General features: G+C 44.4%; 22 protein-coding genes. 7 read left to right on the plus strand and 15 right to left on the minus strand.

Annotation, left to right across the window (positions count from 1 at the left end):
• Positions 1-23 precede the first annotated feature (23 nt).
• The 5 genes from ACX5KA_RS08920 to ACX5KA_RS08940 all read right to left on the minus strand — a co-directional run bounded on the left by ACX5KA_RS08920 (position 24) and on the right by ACX5KA_RS08940 (position 3,731).
• Complete coding sequence (locus tag ACX5KA_RS08920) at positions 24-641, minus strand: GGDEF domain-containing protein (protein WP_458730919.1); 618 nt, start codon at positions 639-641, stop codon at positions 24-26.
• The gene (locus tag ACX5KA_RS08925) at positions 642-1,478 is read right to left on the minus strand and encodes a PAS domain-containing protein (RefSeq protein WP_458730920.1); all 837 of its coding nucleotides are present in this window, start codon (positions 1,476-1,478) and stop codon (positions 642-644) included.
• A gap of 168 nt (positions 1,479-1,646) precedes the next feature.
• Positions 1,647-2,462 (minus strand): choice-of-anchor H family protein, encoded by an 816-nt coding sequence (locus tag ACX5KA_RS08930; RefSeq protein WP_458730921.1) that lies wholly within the window; start codon positions 2,460-2,462, stop codon positions 1,647-1,649.
• A gap of 112 nt (positions 2,463-2,574) precedes the next feature.
• Entirely contained in the window at positions 2,575-2,973 is a 399-nt protein-coding gene (gene rraB, locus ACX5KA_RS08935) for a ribonuclease E inhibitor RraB (protein WP_039219009.1), read from the minus strand.
• 32 nt (positions 2,974-3,005) lie between these two features.
• Entirely contained in the window at positions 3,006-3,731 is a 726-nt protein-coding gene (locus tag ACX5KA_RS08940) for a 1-acylglycerol-3-phosphate O-acyltransferase (protein WP_039219006.1), read from the minus strand.
• Positions 3,732-3,934: 203 nt separating this feature from the next.
• Between ACX5KA_RS08940 and ACX5KA_RS08945 the strand changes: the two genes are divergently transcribed.
• Positions 3,935-5,074 (plus strand): HD-GYP domain-containing protein, encoded by a 1,140-nt coding sequence (locus ACX5KA_RS08945; protein WP_039219004.1) that lies wholly within the window; start codon positions 3,935-3,937, stop codon positions 5,072-5,074.
• A 99-nt stretch (positions 5,075-5,173) separates the two neighbouring features.
• Here ACX5KA_RS08945 and glnG read toward each other — a convergent pair whose 3' ends face one another.
• The 4 genes from glnG to glnA form a co-directional block, all read right to left on the minus strand.
• Positions 5,174-6,583 (minus strand): nitrogen regulation protein NR(I), encoded by a 1,410-nt coding sequence (gene glnG, locus ACX5KA_RS08950; protein WP_458730922.1) that lies wholly within the window; start codon positions 6,581-6,583, stop codon positions 5,174-5,176.
• Positions 6,573-7,658: a nitrogen regulation protein NR(II) gene (gene glnL, locus ACX5KA_RS08955; RefSeq protein ID WP_039219001.1), complete on the minus strand. Its 1,086-nt coding sequence runs from the start codon at positions 7,656-7,658 to the stop codon at positions 6,573-6,575. The genes glnG and glnL overlap by 11 nt, the downstream gene beginning before the upstream one ends.
• A 130-nt stretch (positions 7,659-7,788) precedes the next feature.
• A complete protein-coding gene (locus tag ACX5KA_RS08960) occupies positions 7,789-8,415 on the minus strand; it encodes a hypothetical protein (RefSeq protein WP_039219000.1) in 627 nt (208 codons plus the stop codon).
• A 239-nt stretch (positions 8,416-8,654) separates the two neighbouring features.
• On the minus strand, positions 8,655-10,064 hold the full coding sequence (glnA, locus tag ACX5KA_RS08965; protein WP_039218996.1) for a glutamate--ammonia ligase: 1,410 nt from the start codon (positions 10,062-10,064) through the stop codon (positions 8,655-8,657).
• A 457-nt stretch (positions 10,065-10,521) separates the two neighbouring features.
• On the opposite strand from glnA, the gene typA reads away from it, so the two are divergent.
• The 3 genes from typA to ACX5KA_RS08980 all read left to right on the plus strand — a co-directional run bounded on the left by typA (position 10,522) and on the right by ACX5KA_RS08980 (position 14,532).
• A complete protein-coding gene (typA, locus tag ACX5KA_RS08970) occupies positions 10,522-12,354 on the plus strand; it encodes a translational GTPase TypA (RefSeq protein WP_039218995.1) in 1,833 nt (610 codons plus the stop codon).
• A 361-nt stretch (positions 12,355-12,715) separates the two neighbouring features.
• Complete coding sequence (locus ACX5KA_RS08975) at positions 12,716-13,093, plus strand: response regulator (RefSeq protein ID WP_039218993.1); 378 nt, start codon at positions 12,716-12,718, stop codon at positions 13,091-13,093.
• 263 nt (positions 13,094-13,356) lie between these two features.
• Positions 13,357-14,532 carry a MalY/PatB family protein gene (locus ACX5KA_RS08980; RefSeq protein ID WP_458730923.1) on the plus strand — a complete coding sequence of 392 codons (1,176 nt, stop codon included), beginning with the start codon at positions 13,357-13,359 and terminating at the stop codon, positions 14,530-14,532.
• Positions 14,533-14,580: 48 nt separating this feature from the next.
• On the opposite strand, the gene ACX5KA_RS08985 is transcribed toward ACX5KA_RS08980, so the two are convergent.
• On the minus strand, positions 14,581-15,777 hold the full coding sequence (locus ACX5KA_RS08985) for an Nramp family divalent metal transporter (RefSeq protein ID WP_014980175.1): 1,197 nt from the start codon (positions 15,775-15,777) through the stop codon (positions 14,581-14,583).
• A gap of 253 nt (positions 15,778-16,030) precedes the next feature.
• On the opposite strand from ACX5KA_RS08985, the gene ACX5KA_RS08990 reads away from it, so the two are divergent.
• Positions 16,031-16,732 (plus strand): UPF0149 family protein, encoded by a 702-nt coding sequence (locus tag ACX5KA_RS08990; protein WP_458730924.1) that lies wholly within the window; start codon positions 16,031-16,033, stop codon positions 16,730-16,732.
• A 61-nt stretch (positions 16,733-16,793) separates the two neighbouring features.
• Here the strand turns inward: ACX5KA_RS08990 and ACX5KA_RS08995 are convergent, their stop codons facing one another.
• The 3 genes from ACX5KA_RS08995 to ACX5KA_RS09005 all read right to left on the minus strand — a co-directional run bounded on the left by ACX5KA_RS08995 (position 16,794) and on the right by ACX5KA_RS09005 (position 19,288).
• The gene (locus ACX5KA_RS08995) at positions 16,794-16,985 is read right to left on the minus strand and encodes a hypothetical protein (protein WP_187447142.1); all 192 of its coding nucleotides are present in this window, start codon (positions 16,983-16,985) and stop codon (positions 16,794-16,796) included.
• A gap of 196 nt (positions 16,986-17,181) precedes the next feature.
• Positions 17,182-17,610, minus strand: coding sequence for a CopD family protein (locus tag ACX5KA_RS09000; RefSeq protein ID WP_458730925.1), 429 nt, complete (start codon positions 17,608-17,610; stop codon positions 17,182-17,184).
• A gap of 1 nt (position 17,611) precedes the next feature.
• A complete protein-coding gene (locus ACX5KA_RS09005) occupies positions 17,612-19,288 on the minus strand; it encodes a chloride channel protein (protein WP_458730926.1) in 1,677 nt (558 codons plus the stop codon).
• A gap of 106 nt (positions 19,289-19,394) precedes the next feature.
• Between ACX5KA_RS09005 and ACX5KA_RS09010 the strand changes: the two genes are divergently transcribed.
• Positions 19,395-20,102, plus strand: a complete 708-nt coding sequence (locus ACX5KA_RS09010; protein WP_458730927.1) for a DUF6776 family protein — start codon at positions 19,395-19,397, stop codon at positions 20,100-20,102.
• A 58-nt stretch (positions 20,103-20,160) separates the two neighbouring features.
• Here the strand turns inward: ACX5KA_RS09010 and ACX5KA_RS09015 are convergent, their stop codons facing one another.
• Together ACX5KA_RS09015 and azu are read right to left on the minus strand one after the other, a co-directional pair.
• Positions 20,161-21,396, minus strand: coding sequence for a putative manganese transporter (locus tag ACX5KA_RS09015; protein WP_458730928.1), 1,236 nt, complete (start codon positions 21,394-21,396; stop codon positions 20,161-20,163).
• Positions 21,397-21,472: 76 nt separating this feature from the next.
• On the minus strand, positions 21,473-21,922 hold the full coding sequence (gene azu / locus ACX5KA_RS09020) for an azurin (protein WP_014950577.1): 450 nt from the start codon (positions 21,920-21,922) through the stop codon (positions 21,473-21,475).
• Between the two features lie 189 nt (positions 21,923-22,111).
• Here azu and ACX5KA_RS09025 point away from each other — a divergent pair, with 189 nt between their 5' ends.
• On the plus strand, positions 22,112-22,450 hold the full coding sequence (locus ACX5KA_RS09025) for a hypothetical protein (protein ID WP_014980170.1): 339 nt from the start codon (positions 22,112-22,114) through the stop codon (positions 22,448-22,450).
• Positions 22,451-22,499 lie beyond the last annotated feature (49 nt).

Here is a 22,499-nt window from a genome sequence, read left to right on the forward strand (position 1 = left end):
GGTAGGCGCTTTTTTAATGTCGATTAAAGCACTTTTCTTGATTTATCGTCTAAAGGCTTTGGCGCTGATATTGGTGAAATATTCTCACCTTCTTGAATGCACTCCACTGTATTTCTTCCACTATTTTTTGCTTTGTAGAGCGCTTTATCGGCATAGGTGAGAAGTTGTTTGGGGCTTTTGTGCTGGAGTTCATTTGTTTGCACTGCACCAATGCTCACCGTGATTTTATGGCCTTTTAGAAGCGGCTGGGTCTCGTGTAATTTGCTGACTTTTTGTCTAAGTCTATCCAGTATTTGGTGGGGCGAAACTTGGCTTAGAAGCACAATGCAAAAAGCAAATTCTTCTCCTCCAATCCTGCCTATTGCGTCTTCGGAGCGAAAAAAACTCTGCATTGTTTGCGCTACGATGGTTAATACTTCATCACCAAACCCATGCCCTAAGTTATCGTTTATTGATTTAAAGTGATCAACATCAGCAATACCTACCAGTACTTCATAGCTGTTGCGCTTGGCAAACATTAACGACTTAGAGAAAGCATCCATAAAGGCACGCCTGTTGGGAATATTTGTTAGGGCATCAAAATATGCCAGCTTTTCTAATTTGAGATTAGCGTCGCGTAGTTCACTTGTGCGTTCATGCACTTAACTTTCTAAATCGTGTTTTATTCGTTTCAACTCTGAGTTTCTTTTATCAAGCTGTTCAGACTGAAACTTCATCTCGCTTACATTGCGCTGAACGGCAGCAAAGTGTGTAACTTCACCAAAATCGTTAGTCAGCGGGAATATGTTCATTTGCACCCAGAACGGTGTGCCTGTTTTTGTATAGTTCAACAGTGTTTCCGTACACGGATGTTGTTCGATAAGGGCTTGGCGAATGCGATCAGTGGACGCTTTGTCTGTTAAAGTTCCTTGAAAAATTCTGGGCGTTTCGCCTATTAATTCTTCTAAGGAATACTCAGTATGTTTACAGAGAGCTTCATTAGCGTAAATGATCTTGGGAGAGAGTGGGGCGTTGATGTTTTTCGCTTCTGTCACCAAGATCATGTCCTGTGAATTTTGCACAATGTCTTTATAGGAAAAGTCGTTTATTTTTGTGGTAATGTTCGTAAAGTAAACGACGACAAAGGGAGGTGTAATTCCGTTTCCGCTATGTTTCTCTGGGTAGGCATTTACATTAAACCAAGCGGTCTTTTCTATTGTTTTGTCGATAATGCCTAATATTTGATTATCTACAGGTTTGCCCGTAGATAGCACTCGTACTACGGGTAATTCATCGTAGGAAAGCCGTCGGTTTTGCCTATCAATGAATTCCCACGCCTCTACATCCATGCTTTTGTCTTTTAGTTCTTCAAGGCTTAAACTAAGCATCGACGCAGCAGCAGGGTTGGCATACTCCACAGCGCCAGAAGCATTGTGAATAACCACGCCAATTTGCGTGTTTTCTAATAGATTAAACAAGTTAACATTGTTGAAACTCATTGCACTACACCACTTGAAAGCGTCAGTTTGTACGGTTTTTCTATGTACATTGGCGAATCAACGTCAATTAGAGAGAGGGGTTAACTTATATATTAGACTTTAGTTTAAGAAATAGCCAAAAGCTGTGTTTCAAACAGCTTTTGGCGAGAGCGAACTTAGAAGGGAAAATTAATGGCGAGAGGGTTTGTTTAACCGTCTTTTGAGTACAATCCCCCCTAGAAAAAACAATGAAAGTACTGACCAGGCTCCGCCGTGTTCTTCTACTATCACAACCGAATCTTCTACAATATATTCGTTGTTTTCACTCTCAAGAGCGAGGTAGGCCAATGCACTGTCGTCATAGGCATCGGTAAATGCCACCAGTACTTCAGTATCTGCATCGTAAAGTTCCAATAAGATGTCGTATTCGCTAGGTGGAAAGCCAGATATCAACGAACTTTCGATAGTGAAGGTATCGGTTGAATCTTCTGAATAAATATAAAACTCAGACGACACGTGGATGGCTTCGTAAATACCGTCTTTACCTAAATACAAAACCGCGTATACCGGTGCCCGAGTAAAAATAGTGTCGGCATCAAATTCAATCGAAAATGCAGAGTGGTAACCATCGTAATCAATATCTTGTTCGAGCGTTACCCAGCTTTCATAAATCCAGAACTCATTATCGCTGCTTACTACAATGTCGCTAGATGATTTGTTTACACCCAAATGTTGTTGATGTTTATTGGTTTTACTGAGTGTATTTTGTTGCGTGCCAGTGTCATCGGTAGATTGCTTAACCACACTGTTATTAGACAGAACGTCTGTTGTTTTAGGCAAAAGTGATTCAGCGGCTACAAAGGGGTGGTCGTAGCGGAATTCGGTAGAGATAACCTGTTTATCTTCTGATTTACTGTCAGGACTTGCATGTGCAGGTGATACAAGCGCAAGCTGTAATGTGGCGATAGCAGAGTATGCAGTAAGTGTTAATACTAAGTTTTTCATCTGTCCATCCTTTTCCAATCGATAATGACAGGGTCATTGTTAATCAAAAAAGATGAACAAAAGCTGAAGAGTAACTTAATGGCTCCTCAGCTTGTGAAATAGGCGGTTAGGTTTAGTCGTCGAAGAAATGGTCCTCTTCTTCGTATTCACCTTCCTCGCGCGGTTCAAAGTACGTACCCCATCCATCGTAGGTCACGTCGTGCTTGTCGGCAATTTTTAGCAAAGTGTCAGAGTCCGCATTAAGCTTTTCAATATTAAGCTTTCTTTCTACCACGGCGTCGAAGCAAAAAATGGTCTCGCCATCATCTAGCATGAGCTCTTCAGCATCTGTCACTTCAAAACCGGCTTTGAACGCATCAACGGCTGCCTTTTCTAACACGTCGAAGTCGGTGCTGGCGAAGTGGTGCTCAATGGTGTAGTCGGCATCGGCTTGACTGCCATCTTCTAGAAGGGCATCAATAGTTTCTTGGTTAAACTCGTACCACTCTTCTCTTTCATCGAACTGGGTCATAATAAACACTCGTTAGCAATTTAGGCGCAAGTTTACCTGCTTTTTTCCAGTTCATCGACCTGTGTATTAAGCGCATCAAACTTTTGTTTCATTTCATCGTTAAAGTGCGCCATCCACTCTTTGATCGAACGCTCTTCCGTTAGCGGTTCAGGCGAAGAAATATCAATAAGCACAATCCCGTTGTCCCAACGATTCCACTTTACTTTATTGTGTAGGTTACTGGCCGTTACCATAACAATCGGCTCATTGGTGGTTTTGGCTAACCGAAATGCGCCTTGCTTAAAAGGCAGTATACCTCTTCCGTAACTTCTGGTGCCTTCAGGAAATAGCCAAACAGATGTTCTCTTCTTAGCGATACGGTTGGCGGCAATATCCAAGGTATTGCGCGCTTTTCCTGAATTTTTTCTATCGATCATGATGTTCCCAGACAGCCAATAAATTTGGCCGAAGATAGGGATCCACTTCAAACTTTTTTTGCCAATAGTGACCACGCCGGGAAGGGCAGCTTTACAAATTGTAATTACATCAAAGCTGTTTTGATGATTAGCGATAAAAACATAGGGCTCGTTCGTTTTTACAGCGGGGTCTCTTTGTATAACAATTTTGAGGCCCACTATTTTAGCCATAAGCGAATACAAACTACCGGCGGCATGCACGTTATCTTTATGAAAAGGGCGCACAATACAAATGATCAGCAAAATAATGTTGATTAATAAAAAGGCGATAAACAGTGCCGGTATGCGAAATAAAGCGATCAAAACAACTCCTAGATACAATTGACGCGCGCAGTATAGATGAAGTTTCAGCGTACACTTGTCCGATGAGTTTTTACAGCATTAAGGCTTACAAGGTACATCACTCGTAAAAGTTCCTCTTTTATCACCTTTAGTATGAGGAAATTTTGCCGATACCGAATTACAATAAGCAATAGTTTAATTGAACCTGACTCGGTAACCAGTACATGCAGACATTTACTCCAGATGACCTAGAAGAGGATATTCTTGCTGACCTTATGGAGGAAATAAATGAACTCTACGAATCAAGCGAGCAAACCTTGATTGAGCTAGAGCTTCGCCCTGAAGATAACGAACTGCAGCGTGCTCTGTTTCGCTCAATCCACACCATTAAAGGCGACTTGGGCTTGGTTAATTTCTCTCCCATGATCCCGCTCTTGCAGCATGTCGAAGACTTGCTCGATTACTTGCGCAAGGGACAGGTAGCGTATACCAGTACTATGAGCGACTTGGTGCTGCTTACTATGGACAGGGTTAAAGCCTTTGTTGAGGCTGTGATGGCTGACGGTAAAGCTGAGTATGACGATAACCTCCATAATCAACTGGTATTGGCAATTGGTCGTGTAACACCAGAAAATACAGCGGAACACGAGAAGCGCCTTACTGAAGCGGTTTTACTGTTAAATCCGGCGTTAGATATTGTTGCCGATGATGATGACCCGCAAAGTGTTCAGATAAAACCACCTACATTAGCAGCAACGGGTATACCAAAAGACATTAGCAGTGAAAAGAAACAAGATATTTTGTTTTTCCGTGACCTAATGCAAACCATTGAACGTCGCTCTAATTATTGGGGGGGAAGGGGCGATCGTATTGCTAAGTTAGCTATGTATATCAACGACGTTGCGGAAAAGCCGATTGACGAAGACCAACTGGCGGTAGCCAGTTATGTTCATGATTTCGGCATGGCGTTTATGCCATTAAAGTTATTGCACAAAGGCGATGAATTAAGTGACATCGAGTTCAACCTAATGCGCTCGCATGTTTACAAAAGTGCGCGTCTTTTAGAGCACCTAGACCAATGGGATATGGCCCGTAAAATAGTGATGCAGCATCACGAGCGCACCGATGGAACCGGTTATCCGCTAGGCATAAAAGAAGACGATATCTGTGAAGGCGCTAAGCTGCTTGCTATTGTTGATACCTACGACGCAATGACGCACCCAAGGGCGCACAATGAAGATAATGTGCTTTCTAAAAAAGAAGCGGTAATTGAGATCAATCGTAGTGCCAAAGGGCAGTTTAGTATGAAATGGGTGCGACTGTTTAATCAGGCTATGACAGCGCTTTTAACTAAAGGGCAGTAATTAATCACTGGCGCTATCACATCATGGCTGCGGGCTTGGAATTACAGGTGGCTATGAGATAGCAGAAGGTTCCCTCTGCTATCTGAAAAGCGTTAAGGTCTAGTTAACCCCTAACTCTTTAAGCTTACGGGTAAGCGTATTTCGCCCCCAACCTAAACGCTTAGCCGCATCTTGCTTGTGACCATGCGTGTGTTGAAGTGCACGCTCAAGCATAACACGCTCGAAAGTCAGCATAGCGTCGTTAAGGATATTATGATGGCCATCCCGAAGCTGTTTGTCGGTCCAGCTAGCGAGTAAATCTGGCCAATCACCCGATTCGGCACTAGGTTTTTCAATACTGCTATCACCATGAATTTCCGGTGGCAGATCGCTGGGTAAGACCTCTTGCCCACTTGCCATTACGGTTAACCATCTGCATACGTTTTCAAGCTGCCTAACGTTACCAGGCCAGGGTAGTTGAGACATTACGCGCTCAGCTTCTTTAGAAATGCTTTTAGCTTCTACATCAAGCTCTTTGGCAGCTCGGCGAAGGAAGTGGCGCGTTAACAGCGGAATATCTTCGCGGCGTTCGTTCAGCGATGGAAGGTGTACACGAATAACATTTAAACGATGAAATAAATCTTCCCTAAATTTACCTTCAGCAACCCTTTGTTCTAGGTTTTGGTGTGTAGCGGCAATGATGCGCACGTCCACACTTACTGACTGGTGACCACCTACGCGATAAAACTGGCCATCGGCAAGCACACGTAAAAGGCGGGTTTGCACGTCTAACGGCATATCACCGATTTCATCCAAGAACAGTGTTCCACCATCAGCCTGTTCAAAGCGGCCTTGACGAGCAGCTTGGGCTCCCGTGAAGGCGCCTTTTTCATGACCAAACAGCTCAGACTCGACCAAGTCAGCCGGAATTGCCGCCATATTAAGCGCTATGAAAGGTTTGCTCGCTCTTGGGCTGTGTCTGTGAAGCGCATGCGCCACCAGTTCTTTACCCGTACCCGATTGGCCGTTGATAAGCACGCTAATTGAAGAACGTGAAAGTCTACCTATGGCACGGAAAACTTCCTGCATAGCAGGCGCTTCGCCGATAATTTCTGTTACCACATCTTCAACTTGCGTTTTTGAAACGGTTGATTGCTCTCTTGCGTGAGCAAGCGCACGTTGGGATAAGGTTACCGCTTCGTCAATATCAAAAGGTTTTGGCAGGTATTCAAATGCCCCTTTTTGATAAGCATTCACAGCACTGTCTAAATCCGAATGCGCTGTCATAATGATGACAGGCAGCAGTGGGTGCGATGCATGTACTTCGTTCAGTAACGTCATGCCGTCCATTTGTGGCATTCTTATATCTGAAATGATGACTTCAGGGGCTTGACCGCTTTGAAGTTGAAGCAATAAATCTTCAGGGTTTTCAAAACTCAAACAGCTGATGTCAGCTGCTTGTAAGGCCTTTTGCAGCACCCAACGAATAGAACTGTCATCATCGACAATCCACACAGACTCATTCGTCATCGTCTGTCTCCTTACGATCTATTGGTATGTAAATTACGAACTCAGTGTGACCAGGGTAGCTGTCTACATCTATTTTGCCGCCGTGGTGGTTTATTAGGGTTTGTGATATGGACAAACCCAGCCCAGAGCCATTTTGCTTACTCGTGACCATGGGATAGAAAAGTGTATCTTTAATTTCAGCTGGAATGCCTGGACCGTTATCAATGATCTTAATTTTTGCTACCAGTGCATGACGCTTTGTTTGAATTGTCATTTGACGTTCTATTCGCGTCACCAGCCTAATTTCGGGATTAGGTGTTTGACTTTCGGTTAGTGCCTGAACGCTATTGCGCACAATGTTGAGTACCGCTTGCTGAATCATGTCAGGGTCGAGCATGAGAGGTGGAATACTTGGATCATAGTCGCGCACTATAGTTATGGGGTTGTCCGAGTCAAAACGCATTAAGCTACGTATTTTTTCAAGTGCTTGATGCACGTTACTCTCTTCGAACCGAGGTAATGAATTCGGCCCTAGCAAGCGGTCAACTAAGTTTCTCAGGCGATCAGATTGCTCAATGATCATGCGCGTGAATTCTTTATGCTCTTCCGTCAGCTCTTTTTCTAATAACTGTGCTGCGCCCCTAATACCGCCCAGCGGGTTTTTTATCTCGTGAGCCAGACCTCTCACTAATTCTCGTGCCGCGTAGTGCTGCGCGTTTTGTAAATTCTCTCGAGAAATACGCTTTTGCTGGTCAATTTTTTTTACTTCAAATAGCAGTCGTGGGCCGTCTTCGAAGTGCAAGTTGGTAACGGTTAAGTCGGCAGATACATAGCGGTTATCTCGAAAAGCCAACTTAATTTCGTTTTCGGTGAAATCTTCACCTTTTCTGATGGCAGCTTTAAGTCGGGTGGTTTCTATTGTGCCCGGCAAGAAAAAATCTTGGAGGGGGTGTCCGATAAGTTGTTTCAACCCAGTTTCAAACAATGCTTCTCCCGCATGGTTGGCGTAAACAATTGAAAGTTTGTTGTCTACCATTACCAATGCGGTATTAAGGCTATTGATAAGCTGTTGTGTTTCTAACTCGGTGGAATGCATCCGAGCTCGTCTCCTTTGCACCATAATTGTGCATTGTAGCTTGCAATGAAGCGTTGCGCGAATAAAGAGACCAAGATGAAATATTCACTGAACCTCTATGGTGCGCATACACAACAGTGGTTGCACGCTATTAGTTATTAATTAACGCCGATGCCTGATGAAGGTAAAGGGTTTGTAATGGAGACGATGCAAGAGTCTTGCCCGTATTGTTCGTGAGTTCAACTTTATAAGTATGTGCCCCACGATGGATACCAGAAAGCTTAAAAACGCCTGAACTATTGCTAGCTAATGGGGCGTCGTCAAAGATTAATCGGTAGATTGGCGCTTTGGTTGCACCAGGTTGTGCCGCAGAGATGGTTAACTCTCCTAAGTTATTTCGGATTGTCGCTTCCGGTGCAGGTGACTTAATGACTACGCGATATTTGAGCTTGGGGGCAGCCGGCTTCGCAGGGGGAGGTGGGGTAACCTTTGCCGCGGTTACTACGTTTTGCGTTTTTACATCGAACGCTAAGGGTTCTGCGTTTTGCTGCGGCTTGTCGGTGTAAGTCACAGAGCCGTCTTTACCTACCACCTTGTATATGGTCATTGGAGAGGTAGCTGCAGCTGACGTTGTATTGTCGCTTTGTTCGGTTTTGCTTTCTTGTGCTTCTTGTTGGGTACTTTCTTGGCTCAGCATTTCCGCTTGCACAGGCAGTAAGCCGTTGCCGCTACTTAGTAATAGCGAAAGTAAGCAAATGTGTCGCGTCATGTTGTGCACGTGTCGTTACCTGATTAATCTGGTTTTGGCTAGCTGGCTAATTCACATAGCTTGCTACGTTTGGCTTATTGATAACCTCTTTAGATGTATGCAAATGCAAGCGGGCAAAGCCCTGTGCGCAGTTGATGCAGCATGAAAGAGTGTTCGTTAGCATAGCTATAAAAACATAGTAGATAAATCGTACGCATAAAAAAAGCCCGCAGAGCGGGCTTTAGTATAAATTGCTATACAGTGCGGATTTACACGCTGTAGTACATGTCGAACTCAACTGGGTGAGTAGTCATGTTAAGTTTGGTTACTTCTTCAGACTTAAGGTCGATGTATGCATCAATCATGTCGTCAGTCATAACGCCACCTGCTTTAAGGAAGTCGCGGTCGTTATCAAGAGCTTCAAGCGCCATTTCTAGCGAGCTTGCAACTGTTGGAATTTCAGCAGCTTCTTCTGGCGGTAGGTCGTACAAGTCTTTATCCATTGAATCACCAGGATGGATCTTGTTCTTAATACCGTCGATACCCGCCATAAGCATAGCGGTGAACGCTAGGTATGGGTTGGCTGTTGGATCAGGGAAACGTACTTCGATACGACGCGCTTTATCGCTAGTTACGTGAGGAATACGAATAGACGCAGAACGGTTACGTGCAGAGTATGCAAGCATTACCGGTGCTTCGAATCCAGGAACTAGACGCTTGTATGAGTTAGTAGAAGCGTTAGCAAACGCGTTGATTGCGCGCGCGTGCTTGATAATACCACCGATGTAGTAAAGTGCTTCTTCAGAAAGGCCTGCGTACTTGTCACCCGCGAAGATGTTTACGCCGTCTTTAGAAATAGACTGGTGGCAGTGCATACCAGAACCGTTATCGCCAACTAGAGGCTTAGGCATAAAGGTAGCAGTTTGGCCGTATGCGTGTGCAACGTTGTGAACAACATACTTATAAACTTGGATTTCGTCAGCTTTCTTAACTAGCGTGTTGAATTGGCAAGCAATTTCGTTTTGGCCAGCAGTTGCTACTTCGTGGTGGTGCGCTTCGATAACAAGGCCCATTTCTTCCATAACTAGACACATTGCTGCACGGATATCGTGCGCAGAGTCCACTGGTGGTACTGGGAAGTAACCGCCTTTAACGCCAGGGCGGTGTGCCATGTTGCCGCCTTCAAACTCTTCGCCAGAGTTCCACTTTGCTTCAGAAGAGTCAATCTTGTAGAAAGAACCCGCCATGTCAGTGTGGAAGCGTACGTCATCAAAAAGGAAAAACTCTGGCTCTGGGCCGAAGAAACATGTGTCACCGATGCCAGTTGATTTTAGGAATTCTTCTGCACGACGAGCAACTGAACGTGGGTCACGCTCATAACCTTCCATTGTAGAAGGCTCAACCACGTCACAACGGATATTTACTTGTGTCTCTTCAGCGAAAGGGTCAACTACGCAGCTGTCAGCATCTGGAAGAAGAACCATGTCTGATTCGTTGATGCCTTTCCAGCCAGCGATTGAAGAACCGTCGAACATTTTACCTTCTTCGAAAAACTCTTCATCAACAACGCTCGCAGGAATAGATACGTGTTGTTCTTTACCCTTTGTATCGGTAAAACGTAAATCTACAAACTTCGCTTCACTTTCTTTAATCAGCTCTAATGCCTTTTCTACTGACATCGTGTCCTCCAGGTTTAATGTAAAAATGCGGAATGATCAGCTTCACTCCAACAGTGGCAAAAGTGAAAGCGATTATCATGCCATTTATATGTATACCGATTTCTGTGGCATAGACGGGCATCTATCACTTCCGTTTGAATTAAATTGCATCATATTGGTGCAGTGTTGCACCAATATGGCATATTGTGCTCATTTATACGTCAATCAGCCTAGATTACTTTGTAGCGTATAGCCACCAAATATGATCAATTAGGTGTAATGGGGCTGGTTGTTTATTGAACAAGTGTTTGAAAACCAATAAAACTCGTTTCCATCAAAAAAAAGATGCGCAAACGTCGTGGTTTTTCTGTACAATCCGCGCAAATTTTTCTATCTGCATTTTTTTGCAACAAATCTAACGCATACTCCTTTCCACTGAATTGAAGTAGACGTTGATTTACACAGGCTCTATATAAGCATGAATACCACTGATATTAATAAATTGCGTAACATCGCAATCATCGCCCACGTTGACCACGGTAAGACCACCCTGGTAGACAAACTGTTACAGCAGTCTGGCACCCTTGAATCTCGAGGCGAGCAAGAAGAGCGCGTAATGGACTCGAACGACATCGAGAAAGAACGTGGCATTACCATCCTAGCTAAGAATACAGCGATTAACTGGAACGACTACCGTATCAACATCGTAGACACTCCAGGACACGCTGACTTCGGTGGTGAAGTAGAGCGTGTAATGTCGATGGCTGACTCTGTACTTCTACTTGTAGATGCGCAAGAAGGCCCGATGCCACAAACCCGTTTCGTTACGCAAAAGGCATTTGCTCAAGGTCTTAAGCCAATTGTTGTAATCAACAAAATCGACAAGCCTGGTGCGCGTCCTGACTGGGTTATGGATCAAGTTTTCGACCTATTCGACAACCTAGGTGCAACTGACGAACAGCTAGATTTCCAAGTTGTTTATGCGTCTGCACTTAACGGTTGGGCATCACTAGATGCAGATACTAAAGAAGACGATATGACGGCATTGTTCCAAACTATCGTTGACCAAGTTTCTCCTCCTGATGCAGATATCGACGGCGCATTCCAAATGCAGATCTCTCAGCTTGACTACAACTCATACGTGGGTGTAATCGGCGTAGGTCGTGTTAAGCGTGGTTCTGTTAAGCCAAACCAACAAGTAACGGTTGTTACTGCTGATGGCAAAAAGCGCAACGGTAAAGTTGGCCTAGTTTACGGCTACCTTGGCCTTGCTCGTCACGAAGTTGAATCTGCTCACGCGGGCGACATCATTGCAATCACAGGTCTTGGCGAACTTAAGATCTCTGACACCATTTGTGACATCAACACTGTAGAAGCACTTCCTCCGCTTACGGTTGACGAGCCTACAGTAACCATGACCTTCCAGGTAAACACCTCGCCGTTTGCAGGTAAAGAAGGTAAGTATGTAACGTCTCGCAACATTCTAGAGCGTCTTAACGACGAACTAGTACACAACGTTGCGCTTCGCGTTGAAGAAACTCAAGACCCTGATAAGTTCCGCGTATCAGGTCGTGGTGAACTTCACCTAGGCATTCTTATTGAAAACATGCGTCGTGAAGGTTACGAGCTTGCTGTATCTCGTCCAGAAGTAATTCTGAAAGAAGTAGATGGCGAAACACAAGAACCTTACGAAACGCTGACTATTGACTGTGAAGAGCAACACCAAGGCTCTATTATGGAACAGCTTGGTCTGCGTAAAGCAGAAATGACTGACATGTCTCCAGATGGTAAAGGTCGTGTACGTATTGACTTTATCATTCCAAGCCGTGGCCTAATTGGTTTCCAAACAGACTTCATGACGATGACGTCAGGTTCTGGTTTGCTGTATCACACGTTCGATCACTACGGTCCGTACAAAGGCGGTATCATTGGTAAGCGTAAAAACGGTGTTCTTATTGCCAACGCAAATGGTAAAGCACTAACTAACGCCCTGTTTAACCTACAAGAGCGTGGCCGCCTATTTATCGGTCACGGTGTTGAAGTTTACGAAGGTATGGTTATTGGTATTCATAGCCGTGACAACGACCTAACAGTAAACGCGCTTAAAGGTAAGCAGCTTACAAACGTACGTGCCTCTGGTACTGACGAAGCGCAAACTCTAGTTCCACCAATCAAAATGTCTCTTGAGCAAGCGCTTGAGTTTATCGATGATGATGAACTAGTAGAAGTAACGCCAGAGTCTATCCGTATTCGTAAGAAGCTTCTTACTGAAAACGAGCGTAAGCGCGCATCACGTGCACCTAAGTCTTAATAGCTTCTAAGACTTACATTGATTTTAAAAATGCCAGCGTCAGCTGGCATTTTTTTTCCATTTTGCCGATGAGTTTAGCCTGTAACTTTTCAAATCGTGTGTCAACTTACACACCGTCACTTCCCATCAATAAAACGGCTTTCTAGCGTTATCACTAAAACGTTAGAAAAAGTTTAAATATCGACCAAAGGTTAGTGGTTAAATACATTCAGAGATTCTATGCTTGAAAAAAGCAGTCCGCATAGTTCAATACCCAGCGAGCATTTATCTATGCGGATTGGTACAATAGGCAAACGCCTTAACACATCAGCTAAGTCGTTGTAATATTTACGTCAAATGACCTAATGAAAGGGGAAGGGTAGTGTTTTCTGTAGCAGTAGTTGAAGATGATCCTATCACGCTTGATCTTATAACCGACGCGTTGGAAACGCGGTTAGATGCTACCGTATATCCGTTCACGCGTAGTAAGTTTGCAAGGGATTTTTTGCTGCAACAAAGCTCTGAATCTATAAGTTTGATTATTAGTGATCAAATAATGCCAGATTATGACGGACTTAGTCTCCTAAAAACCTGTCAGTCATCTGGCTTGAATGTTCCATTTTTACTCATTACTGCCGACCCTAGCAAAGAATTAGTAATAGAAGCACGTAAACTGCAAGTCACCGGGTTTTTGGCTAAGCCACTTAACATGGAAGAGCTTGTACAAAAGTCGAAAGAAGTGGTGTCTAAGGCTAGCTAAGTCTATCGATGTTTTTACACTTTATTGCTTACACGCTAAACGTTTCTGTGTGAACAGTAAATCCATACCGGACTTAATGACGGCTTCCGTAAAACTGACGTATTCGGCAATGCTCATCTTTTTTGCTTTTGGAACTATTTATTTATCTCTAATAAAGCACATTTCGATATAGCAAATTCGGGTTAATTCGTCTCACCCCTCTAGTTTATGAGGCGCTAAGATTCTACACTGTTGACATAAGTTTTTATGCAACAGGATGTAATGTGAGCGCCTTATTCGATAATACCCCTCCTAGAAAAGACACGTTTTCGTTTAAATGGCAAAAGTACAAAGGGAAAGACATCATTCCTGCGTGGGTTGCCGATACTGAGTTTCGTTGCGCGCAGCCAATTCTAGACGCCATTTCGGGTCAGGTTGAGCATGGCAACATGGGTTACATACTGCCTGCACATCACGAAGGCGCTATTCAGGCTGTAGTGAGATGGCTTAAAGATAAGCATAATTGGGAAATTCAACCCGAGTGGCTAGTGTGGACACCAGGCGTTGTGCCAGCGTTTAACGTAGCGTGTAAAGCCTATTGTGAACCCGGTGATAAAGTACTTATTCAAACACCTAATTATCCGCCTCTACTGGCTGCCCCAAAACTAAATGGTCTCGAACGGGTAGATATAGGCACGGTAGTGCAAAATGACGACGACACGAGTTCTGAAACTATCTCAAGTGTTGAAGGTGCGCGCTATACGTTAGATTTTGAAGCATTAGAAAGAGAAGCGGCTGATCCTAAATGTAAGCTGTTTATTCTTTGTAACCCAATGAACCCGGTAGGTTCGGTGCTTACTAAAGCTGAATTAGATCGTATTGCTGAGATCTGTAACGCGAACAACGTTAAGCTATGTTCTGATGAAATCCACTGCGACCTTATTCTAGAAGAAGGCAAGCAGCACATACCGGCGGGCCGCGAGTCGAACCTTGCTGAAAATAGCGTTACGCTAATGGCTGCCAGTAAAACATTTAATATTGCTGGTTTGGGAACGTCTTTTGCCATCATCCCTAATCGCCAACTGCGTCAGGCATTTACCAATGCCGCAGCGGGCATCGTACCTTGGGTTACTGTATTGGGCTTGGCGGCTACAGAAGCAGCATTTACTCAATGTGACGAGTGGCATCAGCAGCAACTTACCTACTTGCGTGAAAATAGAGATATGGTGTTTAACACAGTAAACAGTATTGACGGGCTTAAAATGCTCAAAGCCGATGCGACTTTCCTTGCGTGGGTAGACGCCAGTGGACTAGGTGTAGAGAACGTCCAGCAGTGGGCCGAAGAGAAAGGCGTAGGCCCGTCACCAGGCATCGATTTTCACAAGGCCGATCATTTCAGAATTAACTTTGGCTGCAGCAAAGCGATGCTCCAAGATATTCTGCAACGCCTTGCCAGCTAGAAATTTAGGGGGGCAGAGTCATGACTCTGACCCCCTAATTTGGGGCTGTTAGCTAAATACGCCGATTAGTTTATACAGGCCTAAACCAATCACAGTACCCACTACTAGAAAGCCTGCCAGGTTACTTTTCCATGTGTTTCTAAATTCACCCAGTGCGGTGCTTTTATTCATAACGACCAATAGAAATATGGCAATAATTGGCAGTAAAAGAGCATTAGTCGCTTGAGCAAACAAAATGGCGGGTAAGGGCTTAAAGCCAAGTGCTGCAACGCTAACACCCACTACAATGATGATAAACCATACCGCCTTAAAGCTCTTGCTTTGCATATCGTCAGAAAGTCCAAGCGCTCCTGTTACCGCATAAGCGGCAGCTAGCGGCGCAGTGATAGCACTGGTTAAGCCTGCGGCGAATAACCCTAGTGCAAAGAACCACTGAGCTTTGTCACCTAAAACCGGTTTAAGCTGCTCGCCCATGTTCGAAGCGTCCATAGTGGCAGCTTGATTGAAGAACGCCATCATTGCTGTTGCCATTACGATAAGCGTAATAAGCCCACCCATACTAATAGCTCTAGCAGACTGGTTTCGGCACGCGACGACGGCTTCTTGTTTATCTTGGCCTTTCGATGATTTTGCAACTAGGCTCGCGTGAAGAAACAAGTTATAAGGCACGATGGTGGTACCAATAAGCGCCAGCACCGTGGTAATGGCGTCTGCGTCCAGCCGCGGAGACATTAACTGACTAAACATCGCGGCGATATCAGGTTTGGCCACTAACAGCGTGATAAGAAATACGCCAGCCATAATAAAGACGAGATAAACCAGTACTGTCTCTATCCACTTGTAGCTGCCCGACCAGAGTAAAACTATAGCGATGGTGCCCAAAATACTGGCCCAGGGGCCAATGCCTATACTGATAAATGCGTCTAGCCCGATTGCAGCGCCGGTTAGGTTGCCCGATTCATAGGCTGCGTTGCCAATGCCGATAGCACTGACGATAAGCACGATAAAAAGATTCTTTAGCCATGGCTTGTAAGCCATATTTTTCATTGCACTGGCTAGGCCTTGGCCGCTGGCTACACCTAAACGCGCTGCCATGTCTTGCAGTACTATGGTTGCGAATATGGAGAAAAGGAGCGCCCATACTAGGTGAAAGCCAAAGTTTGCACCTGCCAGACTTGCTGTAGTTACTGTTCCAGGGCCAATAAAGGCGGCCGCGATGATGTATCCTGATTTATCTTTTGCCATTGCAACGACTCTTAGTTAAGTTTTGCTATCATGACAATAGGTAGGCGAGCACGCAACAGTACCGCTAAACCAATACAGTAACAGATTGGTTTTAAACCTATTGTCGCGTACCCAGTGTAGAAGTTTGTTGTTTACTCTTTACCTTATTCCCCATTATTTTGGGTAGATAAAAGGTTACAAAGCATGCCCTCTACAAAGTGGCCGCGCAGACTACCGTTTCATAAAAGAGAACGCAAATTAAAATAGGATGGTAATGGTGAAAGATGGGTTTCCAATAAACACAATCAGCGATATTGTTTCGCTTCCCAGTTTCGAAAATGTGCTTCCGGATGCTTATTACGTAGATGGAATGATCTTTGCCGTTGCCTCCGCGCCAGAAATTCCCATGCCCGAACAGTGGATGCCGTGGCTCATACAGTCTAGTGACAGCCACCTTGTAGACAAAGATGTAGATAAGCTTGCTGATACATTAATGAATGGCCTGCGGGCGCATTTGGATTTTATGCGTCAGGAAAAGTCGCCCATGCCTAGTGAATTGAACGTTGCGATAGAGGTGCAAGGAACGACGAGGCCTTCGAAAGAACTCGAAAGCTGGCTAAATGGGCTTTTACACGTGCACAAGCAATTAGAACCTGTGTGGCAAAATGCGTGGAACCATTGGGAAAGGCATTTAGAAAAAAGTAAGGCGAACAAGAAAGACTGTGACAGTAACGAGCCTGAGAAAACAGAACCTGCAGAAGCTCGTTTGTCTCGATGTTTAAAGCTTTTCTCAACGCTTGCTAATATTGAATTAGCCTTGTCTTACCGAAACGACAAACAAACTGCTCAGCTCGAAAGTAACATAAACTTGCTTGTTAAACAGCTTCCTTCGGTGCTGGCAGATTACACTAAGTTGTCAGGGGAGCTAGCAGGCACATTACCCAATCAATTTGAAACCTTTAACAAAGTAACCTAGGGCAAATTTGATAACTGGGAGCCGTAGGAGAAGCAAAAAAACAAAAAACGCTAATTCAAAATTAGCGCTGTCTTTGTTGTTGATGCCGTTGATTCAATGTGTGTTTAAGCGAAGCGGTATAGCTGTCTAGTTCAAGTTTCGCCTTTTCGTATTGCTCGTTAAGAAGTCGTGAAGCAGGTTCCCTCATAAGCGCCTTAAAGGTAATGTCTGTCTGTTTGAGCAAATACTTGAGGTGTTGATTACTGTCATCCATGTATAGCATTCCGATAAAAACAATTCATTAAACCCGAGAAACAGCAGGTTCTGGGCGACTATGTGTAATGCTTACAACACTCTCAACAACAAGCTTAAAATTACTTCTTACACTACACAGCAGTACTGGTTCCTTGAGTACTGTCTTTTCAATAACTTTGTACGTGCGCCTTTACTATTTAGTTTGGCTTACACTTCTATAAAGGTTTTACCACAGCCAGGCAAACGATAGCGAGAATAATAAGCACTGGCGCTTCATTTAAAAAGCGATAAAAGCGCGGAGAGTATCTATTTTCGTCGCGAGCAAATTGCTTCATTAACTTAAACAAATAGAAATGATAGCCGTAAATAGCAAGAAGCAGCAGCAACTTTATGTGAAGCCATCCTGACATTTTAAACCAAGTTCCACCATAGCTGACAATAAGCGCAACGCCGAATGCCAGAGTTAACAAGGCGAATGGCGTAACAAAGAACCACAGGCGGCGTTCCATGATCTTAAATTCGTCTTTTACCACTTGAGAATTCGTTGTCGCGTGATAAACGAAAAGTCGCGGTAAATAGAAAAGTCCTGCCATCCAAGCCAGCATGAAAAAGATGTGCAGCGCTTTAAACCATAAAATGTACATACTAATAATGAGCCTTTTGTAAGAAGCTTTGTAAAATATTCCACGTTACTACGCCAATAATATCGTTTAGCTCCTGATCGTAAATATAAACTGCGCCAGAGCGCGAATTTTTAAGGTGTTCGTATACTTCGTGCAGCGTAGACTGCGCGCTAATACCTTCCATTTCGTAATAGTTTAACGCTGTTGCATCGTGTTCCAAACTTACATTGTATTGGACCAGCTTATACTGCACATCTATTTCAAATTTTAACTTCTGAACGACAATTTTTGTTGGATCGCTTTCTAAGTAGTTAATTAACGCTTGCTCTGGCGCATCGTGAAATAGCTTGTACTCGGTATTCATCGCTGCAAGTACGCCCGTTTTCTCAAGTGCTTCACGAATAGACGAGATAGCGTAAGGGAGATTTTGATAATCAAGCTGGCGTATGAAAATAGAGCGGTTGCCAAAGAACTGCGTAGAAGTCACGTAAGCAGGCACAATTACCAACATGGCTGGTAGGATAATTTGCGGGCTGTACGATAGTTCCATAACCGCGGAAAGCGCTGCAAGAGGCGCGTGCAATACTGCGGTCAACATGCCTGCTATGCCTAACAGGGCGAAACTATTGGTAAATTCGGGTACGTCAATAAAGTACGACAGTGGCAATAAAAGTACGGCGCCAGCGAGCATGCCAATAACCATCACAGGGCCAATGATCCCTCCTGGAATACCGAGGCCAATAGCAAATACCGCCAAGATAACTTTAAACACTAAAGTAGAAACCAACAGCAGCGCGCCGGGGGAGCTATCAAATAAGTGCTCAACATCGATAAAGTTGGCGCCAAGGGCTTCAGGTATAAACATACCAATAGTACCGGTAATTAGCGCAGCAAGTATTAAACGCCACACCATGGAAACCGGCCTAAACCACGTCATAACACGCATAAGCTGACTATTGAATAAAACGGCCAGCATGCCTAACAGAATGCCTAGCAACACCAAGTAAAAATACATCCACTGGCTGAATGCATTAAACGATAAAAACGAAAGCTCGTTTACTTCCCCAAATACAATGCGAGTGAGCACAGAGCCACAGGCAGCAGCCAGCATGACAGGAACAAAAATATGTATTTTGTATTCCCTAAGTACCACTTCCATCACGAATATTACGGCAGCAAACGGGGTGTTGAATGATGCCGAGATCCCTGCCGCAATGCCGCAGCCTGCAAGTATTCGAATACTGTTATAAGGCAAGCGAAGCCATTGCCCTAAGAAACTACTGCCTGACGCGCCTAAATGAACGGAAGGGCCTTCTCGACCAACAACGAAACCGCCGGCCAGGGCTAGCATGCCCCCAAAGAACTGGTTAATGGTAGTTCTAAATGGAATATGACCGTAATAGTACTTCACTCGATGAATAACAAAGGGAATACCTAAACGGTAGTGCTTGAAGCCCGTAAGAAAGGCAATAAATAGAATTAATCCTACACTGGTAAATGGCATGATAAGCCAAACCAACCAGTCATAGGTAAGCACCGACTGAAGCGACGAAACGCCTGTTTCTTGTAGCCATTCTACGCACAGCCGAAACAGTATAATGATAAGCGCCGCGCAGGTTCCCCCGACAATGCCCAGCATGCACAACTGAATGGATGTGCGTGGATGAGCTACTTCCTCTCTTAAAGCCTGCAAGCGCATGTTGTGGTACAGTAGATTAACGTAAAGAGAAGCTTACCATAAACACCTAAAATTCATAATGTTTAGAGCGCCTTAGCGCAGGGTGTTTTTTGTTGATGTAGAAATCATGACGACAGACCAATTAAAAGAAGTATTAGGCAACTATAAGTGGACATTGCTGGTAGCGTTTATCATGTTTGCAATGGTTGGGTTTGGCTACAAGCTGGCGCGAATAATTGATGAAGGCGACAGTAAAAAAGTGCTGGCTCAACAGGAAACGATTGCTATTTTGTCGGAAGAAAATCACGCGCTCACTACGAGGGTGAATCAACTTGAAGTCGCCATGGAACTGGCCACACTCGAAACTGAGAATATTACGAATACCTTGAGCGAACAGAAAAAAGAGCTTGAGGCGCAGCAGGAGCTTCTGAGTTTCTATGAACGCGTCATGGCGCCTGAAAAAACCGACGAAGGTTTTGCCATTGAAGGGGTAGAAGTTTTTAAGTTAAGTGACAATACCTATCAACTTAGGTTGGTTCTGCTGCAGTCTAAACAGCAAAAAGCAGTGATAAATGGCAGTTTAGATATTGCCGTAGTCGGTCAGCGAAACGGTGAAGCAATCACGCTAAAGTCGGGCGAATCGAGCCTGCTGGCAGAAGATATCAAATATCGCTTTCGCTTTTTCCAAGCCGTTAACGTAACTCTCACTATCGATGAAGATATAAATCCCGAATCCATTGCTTTTTCTACAACGGTCTATCAATACAAAACCCGTAAAGGCAACTATGAGATAAGCGTGCCGTGGAATGAAGCGCTATCTGTCGAAATAGAGTAATCGCTGTGAGGCAGCGCTATCCTATCCGTTAATTCAACCTTTTAACGCATCGAAAGCTTTATTCAAACAAATACCAGTAGCCATAACCCACAAGAAACGCAGGAATAGCAGAGTACACTGTGGCAATAAGCGCTGCCTTGGGTGAGAGCGCAATGGCGGGAAACAACGCGTCGCCGTCATTACTTATTGCATTGCCAAGTTGTGCTGAAAATGGAACTGCGCCATTAAGGTATAAGCTGGTTACCAATATCTGCGGACCGCAGCCAGGTAAGAACCCGATGGTGATCGCCAAACCAACTAAGCCGGGGCCCATGGATTGAAGCAGCCCTGCAATGTCTAGCCCAAACCAGACAACAGACAGCTCGAACATAAGAAACGCGAGTACTACCCATGCCAATACAAATTGCGTGTCTAGTGCGGCTTTCTCTTGCCATTTAGGCGGAGGCGGAATTAAATCCTCTTTCGTAATCGAAGCGTATCCGCTTCCCGAACCACACAAAGACCATAGTCCAAGGCTCGAAATACATAACGCGGCACCAATCAGCGTTAGTGTACTTTCACTGATAGCAAGGTAACTGTGTACGGGAAGTTGAAAGGCCAAACCAAGCGCAATCGCCAACGAGGGTAAGCTCGCAATCATCCAGAATACTTTAGAAAGTGATATAGCTTTGTGGCTTACTGTTTTGGGTTTATCACAGTTTTGCGATTGTTGGAGCGCACCATCGGCTTCAGGAGCCTGGTAATTATGAAATTTATTGACCACTAGCCCCGTCATTGCACCCACCGTGACGCTGACGGCCATTACGGTTAAGGCATCTAACGGTGCTTGGGCGAGTAACAGAAATGCGGCATCGCCCATAGTGCTGGTTAGCACTGCTACCACGGCTCCAAAGCTTGTCACACCTCGCGTGTACTGAGTGACAACGATAATAGCACCGCCGCAGCCTGGCAAAGCACCAAGTAGGGCAGATAATCCTACCTCATGTACAGGGTGCGCTTTCATATAATTACCAATGGCTTCGGCTGAAACGCGCAACGTGGCGACGTAATAAAGCGCAAGCGATGCATACACAAACGCTGCCACTTGAAAAAATGCATCTGACAACACCGATAAGGTAACCGCACGGGTGCTGTTATAAGTAAGAAGAATGGCTATAAACAGCGGCATCAACAGCCGTTTATTGGTTAAGTGAGGAAAAATCCCGTTTCTTAGTAGGGCGCTAGTAAAAGAAGGTAAGTACTTATACCGGACCACCGCCTTAGCGCTTTTTGATGTGTGAGACGCCGTATCCATTACAACTACACCCTCGACCTATTGTTATCCATGTTTAAGGCGTGCCTAGTTAAGCACGCCTAGTTTTCGCAACGCCTTAGCTCGAAAGCGTAACTGTGCCTTTCATGATGCCGATGTGACCAGGGAACGAGCAGAAAAACATGTATTCTTCATCTTTGCTTAACCCTTCAACAGAAAAGGTCGTAGAAGTCTGTTCACCGCCGCCAATAATGTCAGTCGCGCCAATTACACGCTCATCGTCTGGCTTAACGTAATTGTTGTCTAAACCCGCACTCATACCGTCTGTTGCCACTGCTTGTCCGTTGGCTTTTGTTGTCATCACCCAGTTATGGCCCATGGCTTGTTTAGGTAACTGACCTGTGTGCTTCAAAGTCACGGTAAACTCGCTACAACTCGCCGGGATAACAACGTTCGACGTATTGAATTGCATGGCGTCGTTTGATTCCACAGTCACTTCGCATTCGTTAGCAAATGCACCAGAGGCCATAAGAAAAAGGGCTGTGCCACCAAGTAATTTCTTGATCATAAATAATGTCCTTTGAATTTTGGTTAACTTCACCTATCGGTGGAATTGGAAGATTCAATTTTCTTTACGAAAAAGAATAGCACTGGATCATTGTAAATGCTAACGATTATCATTTATATTGAGTGGTATATAAAGAAAGCTTTTTATGTTTATCGAGCTTTTTTGTTTTTTCACGCACAAGGGATGCACATGTCTTCTATACGAAATGCAGTTCAACACGTTCGATTTGGATACAACGACAATGAGCTGAACTCAACGCTTTTAAGAAATTATCTCGATGGCGTAACTTTCGTTGCCAACTTATTGCCAAGTGATAGAGACAAATTTTCTATCTATAAAAATGCGGTAGAGGTGCTTTATGAAACTCTGTGCGATCCGCAGGTCAGTCAGCAATGGCGGCATAGTTGTTTAGAGCATTTGTACAAGCCGTTACTTAAAGCTGAGCGCTACGCGTGTAACGAGAGTGATCGAATTGCGCTTGCGAGAATAAAAATAGACATGAACACCAGAGAGCCTGTTGATCTTTGATGTACAGCAAAGGTTTGCAAGCGCTAGTGCACCATTTTTTATAATTCAC

It is taken from the genome of Alteromonas alvinellae (genome assembly GCF_902705805.1).